Annotated in this window: 13 protein-coding genes; 3 read left to right on the top strand and 10 right to left on the bottom strand. The window is 64.9% G+C overall.

The genetic code is table 11. From position 1 onward, the window contains the following. Nucleotides 1–11: 11 nt before the first annotated feature. From guaA to guaB, 4 genes are all read right to left on the bottom strand, one after another. Nucleotides 12–1604: a glutamine-hydrolyzing GMP synthase gene (gene guaA, locus AC51GT_RS21515; RefSeq protein ID WP_496326117.1), complete on the bottom strand. Its 1593-nt coding sequence runs from the start codon at nucleotides 1602–1604 to the stop codon at nucleotides 12–14. 78 nt (nucleotides 1605–1682) lie between these two features. Further along, nucleotides 1683–3410, bottom strand: coding sequence for a GMC family oxidoreductase N-terminal domain-containing protein (locus tag AC51GT_RS21510; RefSeq protein ID WP_496330173.1), 1728 nt, complete (start codon nucleotides 3408–3410; stop codon nucleotides 1683–1685). Between the two features lie 138 nt (nucleotides 3411–3548). After that, nucleotides 3549–4691 (bottom strand): GuaB3 family IMP dehydrogenase-related protein, encoded by a 1143-nt coding sequence (locus tag AC51GT_RS21505; protein WP_496326118.1) that lies wholly within the window; start codon nucleotides 4689–4691, stop codon nucleotides 3549–3551. Between the two features lie 99 nt (nucleotides 4692–4790). Beyond that, nucleotides 4791–6323 carry an IMP dehydrogenase gene (gene guaB / locus AC51GT_RS21500; protein WP_496326243.1) on the bottom strand — a complete coding sequence of 511 codons (1533 nt, stop codon included), beginning with the start codon at nucleotides 6321–6323 and terminating at the stop codon, nucleotides 4791–4793. Between the two features lie 219 nt (nucleotides 6324–6542). Here guaB and AC51GT_RS21495 point away from each other — a divergent pair, with 219 nt between their 5' ends. After that, nucleotides 6543–6935 carry a DUF5319 family protein gene (locus AC51GT_RS21495; RefSeq protein WP_482138344.1) on the top strand — a complete coding sequence of 131 codons (393 nt, stop codon included), beginning with the start codon at nucleotides 6543–6545 and terminating at the stop codon, nucleotides 6933–6935. 83 nt (nucleotides 6936–7018) lie between these two features. Here AC51GT_RS21495 and AC51GT_RS21490 read toward each other — a convergent pair whose 3' ends face one another. The 3 genes from AC51GT_RS21490 to AC51GT_RS21480 all read right to left on the bottom strand — a co-directional run bounded on the left by AC51GT_RS21490 (nucleotide 7019) and on the right by AC51GT_RS21480 (nucleotide 9570). After that, the gene (locus tag AC51GT_RS21490) at nucleotides 7019–7954 is read right to left on the bottom strand and encodes an anti-sigma-D factor RsdA (RefSeq protein WP_496330102.1); all 936 of its coding nucleotides are present in this window, start codon (nucleotides 7952–7954) and stop codon (nucleotides 7019–7021) included. Beyond that, nucleotides 7938–8525 (bottom strand): sigma-70 family RNA polymerase sigma factor, encoded by a 588-nt coding sequence (locus AC51GT_RS21485; protein WP_496326120.1) that lies wholly within the window; start codon nucleotides 8523–8525, stop codon nucleotides 7938–7940. The genes AC51GT_RS21490 and AC51GT_RS21485 overlap by 17 nt, the downstream gene beginning before the upstream one ends. Nucleotides 8526–8721: 196 nt before the next feature. Continuing rightward, nucleotides 8722–9570, bottom strand: coding sequence for a hypothetical protein (locus AC51GT_RS21480; RefSeq protein ID WP_496330101.1), 849 nt, complete (start codon nucleotides 9568–9570; stop codon nucleotides 8722–8724). A 438-nt stretch (nucleotides 9571–10008) separates the two neighbouring features. On the opposite strand from AC51GT_RS21480, the gene AC51GT_RS21475 reads away from it, so the two are divergent. Continuing rightward, a complete protein-coding gene (locus tag AC51GT_RS21475; RefSeq protein ID WP_331884365.1) occupies nucleotides 10009–10305 on the top strand; it encodes a WhiB family transcriptional regulator in 297 nt (98 codons plus the stop codon). A 210-nt stretch (nucleotides 10306–10515) separates the two neighbouring features. On the opposite strand, the gene groL is transcribed toward AC51GT_RS21475, so the two are convergent. The 3 genes from groL to AC51GT_RS21460 form a co-directional block, all read right to left on the bottom strand. Beyond that, entirely contained in the window at nucleotides 10516–12141 is a 1626-nt protein-coding gene (groL, locus tag AC51GT_RS21470) for a chaperonin GroEL (RefSeq protein WP_496326122.1), read from the bottom strand. Nucleotides 12142–12262: 121 nt separating this feature from the next. Beyond that, a complete protein-coding gene (groES, locus tag AC51GT_RS21465) occupies nucleotides 12263–12562 on the bottom strand; it encodes a co-chaperone GroES (RefSeq protein ID WP_482138334.1) in 300 nt (99 codons plus the stop codon). Between the two features lie 153 nt (nucleotides 12563–12715). Next, the gene (locus AC51GT_RS21460; RefSeq protein ID WP_496330100.1) at nucleotides 12716–14215 is read right to left on the bottom strand and encodes an MFS transporter; all 1500 of its coding nucleotides are present in this window, start codon (nucleotides 14213–14215) and stop codon (nucleotides 12716–12718) included. Between the two features lie 86 nt (nucleotides 14216–14301). Here AC51GT_RS21460 and AC51GT_RS21455 point away from each other — a divergent pair, with 86 nt between their 5' ends. After that, a complete protein-coding gene (locus AC51GT_RS21455) occupies nucleotides 14302–14745 on the top strand; it encodes a MarR family winged helix-turn-helix transcriptional regulator (protein ID WP_496330099.1) in 444 nt (147 codons plus the stop codon). The last annotated feature ends 2 nt before the right edge of the window (nucleotides 14746–14747 follow it).

Raw genomic sequence — 14747 nt, 5'->3', positions numbered from 1 at the left:
GGACTCGGCGATCACTCCCACTCGATGGTGCCCGGCGGCTTGCTCGTCACGTCGAGAACCACGCGATTCACCTCGGGCACCTCGTTGGTGATGCGAGTCGAGATGATTTCGAGGACCTCATACGGGATACGGGTCCAGTCGGCGGTCATCGCGTCTTCGCTCGACACCGGGCGCAACACGATCGGATGGCCGTATGTGCGGCCGTCACCCTGGACGCCCACGCTGCGGACATCGGCGAGCAACACGACCGGGCACTGCCAGATCTGATTGTCGAGACCGGCTGTGGTCAGTTCCTCACGGGCGATCAGATCGGCCTTGCGGAGCAACTCGAGTCGCTCGGAGTTGACCGCACCGACGATGCGGATGGCCAGTCCCGGTCCCGGGAAGGGCTGGCGCGCAACGATGTCTTCGGGAAGACCCAACTCACGGCCAACCGCACGGACCTCGTCCTTGAACAGCAGGCGAAGCGGCTCGACAAGACTGAACTCGAGGTCTTCCGGCAGTCCACCGACGTTGTGATGGCTCTTGATGTTCGCGGTACCGCTGCCACCGCCGGATTCGACGACGTCCGGGTACAGCGTCCCCTGCACGAGGAACTCGACCTTGTCACCCTGCGCGGCACGGTCACCGAGGACATCACTGACCGCACCCTCGAACGACCGGATGAACTCCCGGCCGATGATCTTGCGCTTGGTCTCGGGATCGCTGACGTCGGCGAGTTCCCGGAGGAAGGTCTCTTCGGCATCCACCGTGACGAGCCGGGCGCCCGTGGCGGCGACGAAGTCGTGCTGGACCTGCTCGCGCTCACCGGCACGCAACAGCCCATGGTCGACGAAAACACAGGTCAGTCGGTCACCGACAGCCCGCTGAACCAGTGCTGCGGCCACGGCCGAGTCGACGCCACCGGACAGCCCGCAGATCGCCAGACCGTCGCCGATCTGCTTGCGGACCTGCTCCACCAGGGCGTCGGCGATGTTCGATGCGGTCCAGGTCGGTTCCAGGTCGGCGACCTCGTACAGGAATCGGGTGAGCACGTGCTGCCCGTGCGGCGTGTGCATGACCTCGGGGTGGTACTGGACACCGGCCATCTGGCGCTCGACACATTCGAAGGCGGCAACCGGCGCACCGGGTGTCGACGCGGTGACGACGAATCCGGGCGGCGGCTCCTGAACGGCGTCGTTGTGACTCATCCAGACCGGCTGCTGATCCGGGGTTCCCCCGTGGAGGACACCTCCGGACGTGCTCATCGTGGTGCGGCCGAACTCACGCCCACCGGTGTTGGCGACCACACCGCCCAGCGCGTTGGCCATCGCCTGGTATCCGTAGCAGATACCGAGCACGGGAATCCCGAGTTCGAACAGGCCGGTGTCGATCCCCGGCGCGTCTTCGGCGTACACCGACGCGGGACCGCCTGAAAGGATGAGTGCCACAGGTTCTTTCGCCCTGATCTCATCGAGGCTCGCAGTATGCGGGATCACCTCTGAATAGATCCGGGCCTCACGGACCCGCCGAGCGATCAGCTGCGCGTACTGGGCGCCGAAATCGACCACCAGCACCGGTCGCGGAGCCGCTGCTTGCACACCTGTATCTACGCTGTCTACCACCGGTTCAGTCTAAACGCGTCGATGGGGTGACCTGCCCCTGGGGAGACGATCGGCAGCACAAAGAGCGCGAGAACACACTCATGCACCGGCCGCCGCCGGCCTGGGCACCACCGTCAGTGGCAGTCTCAACGCTCCGGGAGCACCCTCGGGAACCACCGGAGAGTTGGGCCGGGTGGGCGCGATCCGGGCATAGGGCTGCCCCTGCTCCGGCCGCATATCAGGCTCACCCTTGTTGGGCCACAACGCAACCGCCCGCTCGGCCTGTGCGCAGATCGACAACGACGGGTTCACCCCCAGATTCGCCGAGATGGCCGCCCCGTCGGTGATGTGCAGTGTCGGGTAGTTCCACACCCGGTGATACGGATCGACCACACCACTGTCGGGACTGTCAGATATGACACACCCACCCAAATAGTGTGCGGTCAGTGGCATGTTGAACACGTCGCCCCAGGTTCCGCCCGCCAGACCGTCCTCGAACTGCGACGCGGCACGTTCGGTGGCCTCGTTACCGGCCGGGATCCACGTCGGATTGGGTTCACCGTGGCCCTGCTTGCTGTTCACGAAACGCCACGGGCCGAACTTCTGCACGAACGTGGTGAGCGAATTGTTCCGGTTCTGCATCACCAGCAGGATGACCGTCCGCTGACTCCAGTGCCGCAACTTGAACAACTGGATCAGGCTGCCCAGCCCTTCCTCACGCACCTTGTCGATGAGCTTCAGACGCCGCGAACGTCCCGGCTCCCCGTCGGTCAACATGGTCTGCAGCAGCGCAATCGCGTTGGAGCCCTTGCCATACCGCACCGGCTCGATATGTGTGTCCGGCGCCGGATGGAAGGACGAGGTGATCGCGATGCCCTCCGAGAAGTCCTGTGCCGGATCGTACTTGCGACGCATCGCACCCAGGATCGACTCGGAGTTGGTCCGGGTCAGCAGGCCGAGCGCGTCCGACACGTTCGGCAGCGCACCGCTGTTCTTGTTCAGATGCATGATCTTCTGCGTGTTGAACGTACCGGCGGCGACGATGACCTGACCCGCGGTCAGGGTCCGGCGGCGCGCACCCAGCCGGCCCCACGCGGCCGAGCGACTCATCTGGACCGTCCACCCGCCCTCGGCCCGCTCCCGCAGGCCGGTCACCGTGGTGCGGTCGATGATCGTCGCGCCGTGGGATTCGGCCAGACCCAGATAGTTCTTGAGCAACGTATTCTTCGCGCCCACCCGGCAACCGGTCATACAAGCACCGCATTCGGTGCACACGGTCCGGTCCGGACCGACTCCACCGAAGTAGGGATCTGCCACGTCTTCACCGGGAAGCCCGGTACCACCGGACTTTTCACCGAAGAACACACCGACGGGCGTGGGACCGAACGTGTCGGCGACCCCCATGTCCTCGGCGACCTTGCGCATCACCCGGTCGGCATGGGTCTCGATCGGGGTGGTCACCACACCGAGCATGCGACGGGCCTGCTCGTAATAGGGCGAGAGTTCACTCTCCCAATCGGTGATGTGCGCCCACTGCGGATCGGCGAAGAACGGCGATGGCGGCTTGTAGAGCGTGTTCGCGTAGTTCAGTGATCCGCCACCGACCCCGGCGCCGGCCAGGATCATCACGTCTTTGAGCAGGTGGATCCGCTGGATACCGAACATGCCGAACTTGGGGGCCCACAGCCATTTGTGGAGTCGCCAGCTCGTCTTGGCGAACTGCTCGTCGGAAAAACGACGTCCGGCCTCGACGACGCCGACCTTGTAGCCCTTCTCGACCAGCCGCAATGCACTGACGCTCCCGCCGAACCCCGAGCCGATGATCAGTACATCGAAATCGAGGTCGCCGCGGGCGTCGGACTTCTCGGGCTGCGAGTAACCGTTACCGCGTGATACAGACACCGTGACATCGTACCTTGTCACATAGCGCCGGTCGGCGACTCGCCCCGCGGCCGGACCCGGCCCTCAGTCGCAGACCGAGAGCCCGACCTTCTGGAACTCCTTGAGAGTCGAGTAACCGGACTTCGCCATGGAACGACGAAGTGCGCCAACGATGTTCAGATGACCGAACGGATCGTCCGTGGGACCGTGAAGGACGGTCTCCAGGGATGGACGATCTTCGTCCGAAGCAACCGGCAGGAGCGCACCACGCGGCATCGACGGATGCGCAGCCGCCGCCGGCCAGTAGTACCCACGACCGGGCGCCTCGGCGGCCGCGGCCAGCGGACTGCCCAGAACCGCGGCGTCGGCGCCACAGGCAATCGCCTTCGCGAGCTCACCCGAGGTGTTGATGTCGCCGTCGGCGATGACGTGGACGTAGCGTCCGCCCGTTTCGTCGAGATACTCGCGTCGTGCGGCCGCGGCGTCGGCGATCGCCGTCGCCATCGGCACACCCATGCCCAGCACTTCACTGGTGGTGGTCGAGCCCATCGTCGATCCGTACCCGACGATGACCGCGGCCGCACCGGTCCGCATCAGGTGCAGCGCGGTGCGGTGGTCGTGCACACCGCCGGCGATCACCGGGACATCGAGCTCGGCGATGAACGTCTTGAGGTTCAGGGGCGCCGAATCCTCTTGTGAGACATGCTCTGCAGAGATGATCGTGCCGTGGATGACCAGCAACTCGACACCGGCCGCCACCAGCACCGGGGTCAACTCGGCAGCATTCTGTGGACTGACCCGAACCGCGGTGGTCACACCGGCGTCGCGGATCGTCTTGACCGCCGCGCCCAGCAGGTCACGATCGATCGGGGCGGCATGCAGTTCCTGCAGCTTGCGCACCGCGGCCGACGGATCGATCTCGTTCTCCGCGATCTCCACAACCTGCGCGATCTTGTCTTCGACGTCGCGATGCCGCGCCCACAGGCCTTCACCGTTGAGCACACCGAGTCCGCCGAGACGGCCGAGCTCGATGGCCGCCTGCGGCGACACCAGTGCGTCCGTCGGATGACTCAGGATCGGCGTGTCGAAACGGTATGCATCGAGCTGCCAGGCGGTCGACACTTCCTTGGACGAACGGGTCCGGCGGGACGGAACTATGTTGATGTCACCGAGTTCGAATGTCCGACGGGCAGTTCTGCCCATGCCGATGTCCACATGATCGCGCACGTGTTGTGCCTTTCGTTGCCGCTGCGCATCACACAGTCGTGATGCCGACCAGCTGATTTGACCGCTCCCCGGATGGCCGGCTCATCGCCGACCGGGTTTTCATCGGGAAGTGTAGTTGGGTGCCTCGACGGTCATGGTGATGTCGTGCGGATGGCTTTCTTTCAGGCCGGCCGCGGTGATCTGCACGAACTGGGCATTCTGCAGCTCGGCGATCGAGCTGGACCCGGTGTAACCCATGGCCGCCCGCAGGCCGCCACCGAGTTGATGGATCACCTGGGACAACGGTCCGCGGAACGGAACCCGTCCTTCGATGCCCTCGGGCACCAGCTTCTCCTCCGACAACACGTCGTCCTGGAAGTAGCGGTCCTTCGAGTACGACTTGGCCTGACCGCGGCCCTGCATCGCACCCAGCGAACCCATGCCCCGGTAGCTCTTGAACTGCTTGCCACCGACCAGGATCAGCTCGCCGGGGGACTCTGCGGTCCCCGCGAGCAGCGATCCCAGCATCGCGGTGGAGGCGCCGGCGGCCAGCGCCTTGGCGATGTCACCCGAGAACTGCAGACCGCCGTCGGCGATCACCGGGACCCCGGCCGGCTTGCAGACCGCGACGGCCTCCATGACGGCGGTGATCTGCGGGGCACCGACTCCGGCGACGACACGGGTGGTGCAGATCGATCCGGGTCCGACACCGACCTTGACGGCGTCGGCGCCGGCATCCACGAGCGCCTGAGCCGCGGCGCGGGTGGCTACGTTGCCGCCGACGATCTGGACGCGGGAACCGATCTCGGCCTTGAGCTTGCTGACCATCTCCAGCACCAGGCGATTGTGGGCATGGGCGGTGTCCACGATGATCACATCGACACCGGCGTCGGCCAAGGCCATCGCGCGGGTCCACTGATCGCCACCGGTACCAACTGCGGCTCCGACGAGCAGGCGGCCGTCGGCGTCCTTGGTGGCGAGGGGGTGCTGATCGGTCTTGACGAAGTCTTTGACGGTGATCAGACCGGTGAGCCGTCCATGGCCGTCGACGATGGGCAGCTTCTCGATCTTGTGCCGCCGCAGGAGTCCGAGCGCAGCCTCTGCAGAGACGCCTTCCTGCGCGGTGATCAACGGCGCCTTGGTCATGACCTCGGCGACCGGGCGATTCTGGTCGACCTCGAACCGCATGTCCCGGTTGGTGATGATGCCGACCAGTTCGCCGGCCTCGTCGGTGACCGGCAGACCGGAGATCCGGTACCGGGCACACATCGCGTCGACCTCCGCCAGCGTGGCGGTGGGACTGCAGGTGACCGGATTGGTCACCATGCCGGCCTCGGACCGTTTGACGGTCTCGACCTGACCTGCCTGCGCGTCGATCGACAAGTTGCGGTGCAGGACGCCCATGCCACCGGCACGGGCCATCGCGATCGCCATGCGCGACTCGGTCACGGTGTCCATCGCCGAGCTCACCAGCGGAACCCGCAGGGTGATCTCCCTGGTCAGTTGCGTCGACGTGTCGACGTCACTCGGAATGACATCAGAGGCAGCTGGAAGCAGCAGAACGTCGTCGAAGGTGAGGCCGAGCATGGCCACCTTGTTCGGATCGTCACCACCGGTCCACACGTGGGCTGGGCCGGCTATCTGATTGTTCATTCCGGGCACGCTCATTCCGGTCGGGCCATCGTCGTGGGACAGCACAGTCATTTGAATGCCCCTATCCTATCTGCTCGAAAGTGCAACCCCTGCCACGGCAGCAGAGCGGCCCATCACACCGCGATATCGCCGTCGCGATGTCATCCGCGCAACGGAAACTTTCCGCCACCCCGGCCGCAGAGTGGCGCTGGTGGGGTGCGGCTGACTACCGTGGTCAAGGTGCGAGACCATTTGCCACCGGGCCTGCCACCGGATCCTTTTGCCGACGATCCCCGAGGGGACCCATCGGCAGCCCTTGATGCGGCCCCTCCCGGAGAACCCCTGGACGCAGGTGAGCGGATGGCGATCGAGGAAGACCTTGCCGACCTCGCCGTCTATGAGGCACTACTCAACCGTCGCGGTGTCCGCGGCCTGGTGGTGATCTGCGACGACTGCCAGCTCGACCACTACCACGACTGGGACATGCTTCGAGCGAATCTGTTGCAGCTCCTCGTCGAGGGAACCGTGCGACCGCACGAACCGGCCGTCGATCCGTCACCGGAGGCGTATGTGACCTGGGACTACTGCCGTGGATACGCCGACGCGATGATGCACGTCCGCGAAGACGACTGACTCCCCCGCGCGCCGACTGAAACGCGCGGAACGGACCGAACCCAACTGCTGGTGATCAACTGATCACCAGCAGTTTTCGGTCGTCATGAGCCGGGAGGAACCACCGGCACCTCGCTGCTGGGAGTACTCACCGGCGGCGGGGGCTCTGAACTCTGCGGTTCACTGACAATCGTGGGCGGTGGTTCCGTCTCCGACGACGACGGCGGCGGTTCGGTCGGAACGGTCTCCGACGGTGTGACCGTCACCGTCTCCTGCGGCACCGTCACCGTTTCCGTCGGCGTGATGGGCAGGACCGTCAACGGCACCTGCAACGAACTGGAGTCGGTTGATCCCGATTCTGCCCGCGAGGTCGACGAGTTCGAGGCGGGCTCACCCAACAGGCCGCGCATCTTGTCGATCTTGCGTTCCAGGGACGCTCGGTCACCGGCATCACGCACGTCATGGAGCAGAGACTCCGCGGAGTCGAGGTACTTCTTCGCGGCCACCTTGTCGCCGGCCACGAATGCTTCGGCGGCGTGCTCGATCTTTGCCTCGACATCCGCCATGGCCAGTGTGGACGACGCGTCGGCGCCGAACATGACCTCTTTGACGCCCCACAACGGGTCACCGGGTGCGGCGTTGTGCGCAACTGCGCTCATGCCACCGAAGATCAGGGCGAAGGCGGCCGCCGCACCGCCGGCGTAACGGACGATACGGAAGGAACGTCGGTGGGAGTCATGGCGTCGTGCGGCCGCGGCGATGCCGGCCTCGACGTCTTCGAGCGTGGGTCTGTGCCCGATCGGCTGGGCCAGCACGTCGTCGCGCCAGGTGGAGAGGAGTCCGGCCAGCTCGTAGTCGACCTGGGTTCGGGTCGGGACGATCGGCTTCGACTGCAGCGCCTCGATGAACTCGTCGTCGGCGCGGACAGCACCGAGATCGACCGGGATCGAGTCTTCGTCCAGCACTGCATCATCCCGCGAGGGCATGTCTGCGGGTCCCTTGTTGACACCACCGACCCGACGATCACGCTTTTTGGACACTACCCTCACCACCTTTCAAGATCTCTTTCTTCAATTTTGCGAGCGCCCGGTGCTGGGCCACCCGCACCGCGCCCGCGGTACTGCCGATGGCGGCGGCCGTCTCTTCCGCAGACAGCCCGACCACCACTCGCAGTACCAGGACCTCCCGCTGCTTCTCCGGGAGTGTGGTCAGCAGCGCGTTCATCCGCCGACCGGCATCGGAATCGAGGGCCTGTTGTTCCGGGCCACCGTCGGTGGCCATCTGTTCGGGCAACTCGTCGACCGGTTCGGACTTGTTCCGGCCGGCTGCCCGGTGCGCATCCGCGACTTTGTGCGCGGCGATGCCGTACACAAACGCCATGAACGGCCTGCCCTGGTCCTGATACCTGGGCAACGCGGTCATGACGGCCATACAGACCTCCTGCGCAACGTCGTCGGCAGAGAGCGAATGCCGCTCACCGCCTCCGACCCGGGCCCTGCAATAACGCACAACCATGGGACGGACACTCTCTAAAACGTCGGAGAGAGCTGACCGATCGCCCTGCGTCGCCGCAGTGACCGCCCGGTCCAACTCGTCACCTGTAAAAATCATCGCTCGTTGAAGTCTCCGCGTTACTTTCGCCGAATGTCCGTGTCCACGCGAGGACGAACCCCCCGCGGACCACCGGGAACGATTCCCCCGCTGATCCGAGGAAATCACCCCCGGACAGTCGCCCGGGGGTCGCCCCCCGTTCATATACCCCGGAGGTCGCCCCCGTCTGCTTGATCCATATGAATTGCCAGCTTAGTCAGCCGTCGGCATCGCGCCGGTGACGTCGACCCATCTCCCCACCCCGTTCGGCGAGCAGAGAGCCCAGTCGCTCGGATCGTCCCGCCCAGTGCTCCCCCGCCCCGATACCCTCCAGCAATTTTGCCGCGGCCCATTCCAGCGGTGGTTGCCGGGCCACCGCTGCCGCGTCGGCCACCCGCAAGGCGCGATCGCCGGCGACCCCCATATCCCCGCCCGATGCCGCAGCGGCCGCGCAGATCAAATCGGTCTTGATCTTATGACGTAACGACGGACCCGCGAGTGCGATCTCCTCAGCTGCCGCAGCGTGCTCGGACGCCGAGACCGGGTCCGCGGTGTACATCGCCAGCTCAGCCCGTACCCAGCGCCACCGCAATTCCGGCCGCGGGCCCCAGATCCAGTCTTCATCGTCACCACCGGGCACCATGTCGCGATCGCCGAGTATCTGTTCCACGCGTCCGAGAAGACGGTCCGCGGCCGAGAACATGCCTCGTCCGAGGTCATCGGCCGCCAGCCCGGTCAGCGCATCACAGACCGCTGTCGACGATCGGGCATCACCCAGATCTGCCGGGCCGACAATATGAAGAGCCAGGCCGTCGTGATCTGCGGCGCGATGGTGCCGCCCACCCTGCCGCAGATGAGCGGCCCTCGTACTCGCGGCCAGCGACCGGACCACCGCAGAACCGCCACCGACCTCGATGCGCCGCAACTCCACTGCCGCAGCGGCATAGAACCCCTGACCGCCGAGAGCGACTGCCCGCAACCATCGTGACCATGCCCCATCCGCCGGTGGAATCTCTTGCACGCTCGCGCTGCCGCCGAACGCAATAGCGGGTAATGTGATCTGCATCGCTCTCCAGGACTCGGCGAACTTCGAATTAGCGCAGATTTAACGTACCTGCATCAGCCGAAACGCCGAGGGTTCGTCAACGGGAGATGGCGAGATTGTTTCCGATATGTTAATCGGCACAGTACCGGCGCGCCGTCGTAACGAACGGCTTTCAAACCGCCACATCCTCACCGGCATCCGATCCAGGGCCGTGAACTGCGACGATGGCCGCCAAACCACTTCCCCGGCCACACCTCATCGACATGGTGACTGACTCTCAGTCAATAAACGAATGGTTAACACCGGTCTAACTTTTCTCCGCCATAGCCCCATTTATCGGGCTATTGACTCCATTTCACCCATTTGCATACGGTGTGCAAGACGACGAGGAAAAACGTCGAATCGGTTTCAAATAGCTCACAATTAAGCCGCTAAGGCACGTCAAAGAGGAGCACGCAGATGCCTCAACCAAACCACCTCCCAGGACCCAACGCCGACATCTGGGATTGGCAGATGAAGGGCTTGTGCCGCGGAATCGACTCATCCATGTTCTTCCATCCCGACGGCGAGCGTGGTCGCGCCCGGGCCCAACGTGAGCGTCGGGCGAAAGAACTCTGCCACCAGTGCCCGGTGGTTGCACACTGCCGTGAACATGCACTGGCCGTGGCGGAGCCGTACGGCATCTGGGGCGGTTTGTCGGAGTCCGAGCGTGGGATCTTGATGAAGCGCGGCGTCGGCCGGCGCATCGCGAGCTGAACCACGCACCATCGACCCCCGAGCGACTCCCCACTCGAATTCTTGATGTCGGATACTTCAAATCAGTGTGAAGACAATTGGCACCGATCTGATTTTTCAGCCACAACAAGATTCGACTGAACCGATGACAAACAAACGGTGCCCCGGCGAAATCTCGCCGGGGCACCGTTTGTTTTGTCAGGGACTCCGAAACGTCCCCCGAGTCACGAATCAGTGAGCGTGTCCGTGATGCCCGTGTCCGTCGCCGGCGGGCTCATCGGCAGGCTTCTCGGTGACCGTGCCCTCGGTGGTCAGCACCATCCGCGCCACGGATGCGGCGTTGACGATGGCCGAACGGGTCACCTTCACCGGATCCACGACACCGTCGGCGAGCAGGTCGCCGTAGGTCAGGGTGCCGGCGTTGAAGCCGTGTCCGCGAGGCAGCTCGGCAACCTTGGCGGCCACCACGGCGCCGTCGGCACCGGCATTGGTGGCAATCCAGAACAACGGAGCCGAAGCAGCCTGCTGGACCACCCGGACACCAAGTGCCTCATCGCCGGTCAGGCTCGCGGCGAGATCGTCGAGAACAGCTGCGGAGGCCTGCACGATGGCAGACCCGCCGCCGGGGACGATGCCCTCTTCGACGGCGGCCTTGGCCGCGGCGACCGCATCCTCGACCCGGTGCTTGCGCTCCTTGAGTGCGGTCTCGGTGGCTGCGCCGACCCGGATGACGGCGATGCCGCCGGCCAGCTTGGCCAGCCGCTCGGCGAGCTTCTCCCGATCCCAGTCCGAATCACTGGCCTCGATCTCACGACGAAGCTGATCAGCCCGGTTGGCGATGGCCTCGGTGGTGCCGGCACCGTCGACGATGGTCGTCGAGTCCTTGGTGACGACAATCCGGCGGGCACTGCCGAGCAGGTCGAGGCCGGCGTCGGCGAGGGTGATGCCGATGTCCGAGGTGATCACGGTGCCGTCGGTGACAACCGCCAGGTCCTCGAGGAAGGCCTTGCGGCGGTCACCGAAGAACGGTGCCTTGACCGCAACCGCGCGGAGGGTCTTGCGGATCGAGTTCACGACCAGGGTCGACAGCGGTTCGCCCTCGACGTCCTCGGCGAGGATCAGGACCGGCTTGCCGGACTCGGCGATCTTCTCCAGCAACGGCAGGAAGTCGGGAAGGGAGCTGATCTTGTCGCGGTAGATCAGAACCAGTGCGTCCTCGAGGACGGCTTCCTGGCTGTCGATGTCGGTGACGAAGTACGGCGACAGGTAGCCCTTGTCGAACTGGACGCCTTCGGTGACCTCCAGATCGGTGATCAGGCCCGAGCTCTCCTCGACGGTGACCACACCATCGACACCGACGCGCTCCATCGCGCGGCCGACCATCTCGCCGACCTCTTCGTCACGCGAAGAGACCGTGGCGACCTGGGCGATGGCTGCGGCACCCTCGACCGGGGTCGCGGCGGCGATCAAGGCCTCGGACAACGCATCGGCCGCCTTGCTGATACCGGTTCCGAGTTCGATCGGGTTGGCGCCGGCGGCAACGTTGCGCAGGCCGGCCTTGACGATGGCCTGTGCGAGAACGGTTGCGGTGGTGGTGCCGTCACCGGCGACATCGTTGGTCTTGGTCGCAACCGACTTGACCAGCTGTGCCCCGAGGTTCTCGAACGGATCTTCGAGGTCGATCTCACGGGCGATGGTGACGCCGTCGTTGGTGACGCTGGGTCCGCCGAATGCCTTGGCCAGCACCACATGCCGACCGCGGGGTCCCAGTGTCACCTTGACCGCGTCGGCGAGCTGATTGACGCCGCGTTCGAGCGAGCGCCGGGCCTCGTCGTTGTATTCGATCTGCTTGGGCATGGGTGTTGTGGCTCCTAGAAAGTGAGTGGGGTGATCGCAAGAACAGAACCGCCCCGGCAACCCCGCAGGGGGACGCCGGGGCGGTGATCCAATTCAGGTTCGATCGCTCGAGACCTTGGAATTACTTGGAGATGACTGCCAGCACGTCACGCGCGGACAGGATCAGGTATTCCTCGCCGGAGTACTTGATCTCGGTGCCGCCGTACTTGCTGTAGATGACGGTGTCGCCTTCTTTGACGTCGACCGGGATCCGGTTGCCCTGTTCGTTCACGCGTCCTTCGCCAACGGCGACAACGGTGCCTTCCTGCGGCTTTTCTTTCGCCGTTTCCGGAATGACCAGGCCGGACGCAGTCGTCGTTTCGGCCTCATTGGCCTGGACGAGGATCTTGTCCTCAAGCGGCTTGATGTTCACGCTCGCCACGATGTGAGCCCTCCACTTTCGGGGTAGTTCGGGCCCGAGGTGGACCCGTAGCTGTGTGTTACACGTATTCGGCGCCTGGATCGGTCCCGTCGTCGCGGGTGCCGGGACCTCACTGGGTGCCGACTAGCACTCTATACATGCGAGTGCCAGCACTCAAGGTCCGAGGGTGCAAGTGTCTCGAGCTGCGGCCGACATCCGTCGTCGCTGGGCGACGATCACAACGACGGTTGTCACCAACGCGACCGTCGTCAGTGCGGCGATCACCGTGATGGCCGGGACCATCCCACCGATGAGTTCGCCCGCCTCTGCGGGCTCGGAACTACCCAGGATCGCGGTCACCACGGCCATCATCAGGGCGCCGCCGATCTGGATGCTGGTGTTGACCAGACCCGACGCGAGTCCCTGCTCCTCATCGGCGACACCGGCGGTGGCCTGGGAGTTCACCGACGGGAAGGTGACCGCAAAACCCACGCCGAGGAACAACACCGTCGGCAGCAGGAAGATCACGTAACTCATGCCCGGCTCCACTTGCAGGAACCAGAGGTATCCGGTCATGAAGGCGACAAACCCACCCGAGATCAAGAGTTTGGTGTCGACCCGGTCCAGCACCCGGTCCATGAACACCGCACTTGCCACGACCAGCACACCGGCGGGCAAGAACCCCAGGGCCATCTCCATCGGTGACCAGCCCAGCGAATCCTGCAGATAGAGGGTGACCACGAATTGGAAAGCGACGTACCCGCCGAACATGGCGGCCGCCGAGAAGTTGGCGTGGACAAGCGACATCGACCGCAGGATCCCCAACCGCAACAACGGGTGGCGATGGCGTATCTCGACTCCGACGAACGCGAGAGCGAGCAGCGCGGCAACCGCGAACAGCGCGATGGTCGACGGAGCCGACCAGCCGACTTCGGGAGCCCGGACCACCGCGTAGACCAGGCTGAGCAATGCGGCGGTGGACGTGATCGCGCCGACCACGTCGAAGTGGGCCCAGCGAAAGGGTGCCCGGGCCGACCTCGGGACCACCCGCGCGCCGACGACCAGGAGCAGCAGCGCCACCGGCCCCGGGAAGATCAGCGTTGCCCGCCACGACAGTTCGGTGAGCAGTCCGCCGAAGACCAGACCGAGCGAGAAGCCGCTCGCACCGCACACGGTGTAGATCGACAGCGCCTTGTTCCGGGCCGGGCCCTCGGCAAAGGTGGTCGTGATGATCGACAGTCCGGCCGGAACCGTGAACGCTGCCGCCACACCCTTGACGAACCTCAGGGCGATGATCAGGTTGTCGATCTCGGTCGCGGCGCTGATCACCGACGCGACCCCGAACACCGCCAGGGCCGTCAGGAACACCCTGCGCCTGCCGAGCAGGTCACTGGCACGACCACCCAGCAGGAGCAGGCCGCCGTATCCCAGCACATAGCCACTGACGATCCATTGCAGTTGCGACTGATCCATGTCCAGGTCAGCACCCATGGACGGCAGCGCAACGCCCACCATCGAGATGTCGAGCCCGTCCAGGAACAGCGCCCCGGCCAGGACCACCAGCAGTATCCAGGTCTTCTTACTCCACCCACCGGCGGAGGTCACGTGATCGGGCGGCCGCCCGGAATCGATCGGCCGCCCGGGCGCGGTCTTCCGTTTCAGTTCCACAGTCATGCGTGGAACTATATGCAGTTGCATCTTATTCGTCTACATTAAATCTGTGTGCATTTAATGTGTCTGCATGTGCTATGATGCGTCCCATGTCACACCCGCATCGAAGCGACGACGAGCTGGCCCGGGCCTGGCACATCCTGTCCGTGCGCTACCACAAACTCCAGTGCGACCTCGACCGGGAACTGCAAGCTTGCCAACAGATCTCCAGCAGCGAGTTCGAGGTGCTCGAACTGCTCGCCGATGCCACCGACCACAAGATGCGCATGAGCGAGCTGTCCGGGCAGGTACATCTGAGTCAAAGCGCTTTGTCGCGACTGGTGTCCGGTCTCGAAAAGGACGGCCTGGTCGAGCGATCGATGTGCGCCAACGACCGCCGTTCGGTGTTCACCGAACTGACCGACGCCGGCCGCACCCGCTACGAGGCGGCCAAGCCGGTACAACGCGCAATCCTGCGAGCCGAGGCTGACGACAACAAAGACGGATCCGTCTGCGGCGCAACGGAACTACATCAAGAACAGGTCAAACGCTGACC

Source organism: Williamsia sp. z34 (genome assembly GCF_059553395.1).
The sequence above is the reverse complement of the archived record's forward strand: the minus strand, read 5'-3'. Positions and strand labels throughout refer to the sequence as shown.

What these genes read in the sequence shown, in the direction of transcription:
- guaB (WP_496326243.1), bottom strand. Translation starts at nt 6,323, where the DNA reads ATGAACAATCAGATAGCCGGCCCAGCCCACGTGTGGACCGGTGGTGAC.
- AC51GT_RS21485 (WP_496326120.1), bottom strand. Translation starts at nt 8,525, where the DNA reads ATGATTTTTACAGGTGACGAGTTGGACCGGGCGGTCACTGCGGCGACG.
- AC51GT_RS21480 (WP_496330101.1), bottom strand. Translation starts at nt 9,570, where the DNA reads ATGCAGATCACATTACCCGCTATTGCGTTCGGCGGCAGCGCGAGCGTG.
- AC51GT_RS21475 (WP_331884365.1), top strand. Translation starts at nt 10,009, where the DNA reads ATGCCTCAACCAAACCACCTCCCAGGACCCAACGCCGACATCTGGGAT.
- groL (WP_496326122.1), bottom strand. Translation starts at nt 12,141, where the DNA reads ATGCCCAAGCAGATCGAATACAACGACGAGGCCCGGCGCTCGCTCGAA.
- AC51GT_RS21460 (WP_496330100.1), bottom strand. Translation starts at nt 14,215, where the DNA reads ATGACTGTGGAACTGAAACGGAAGACCGCGCCCGGGCGGCCGATCGAT.
- AC51GT_RS21455 (WP_496330099.1), top strand. Translation starts at nt 14,302, where the DNA reads ATGTCACACCCGCATCGAAGCGACGACGAGCTGGCCCGGGCCTGGCAC.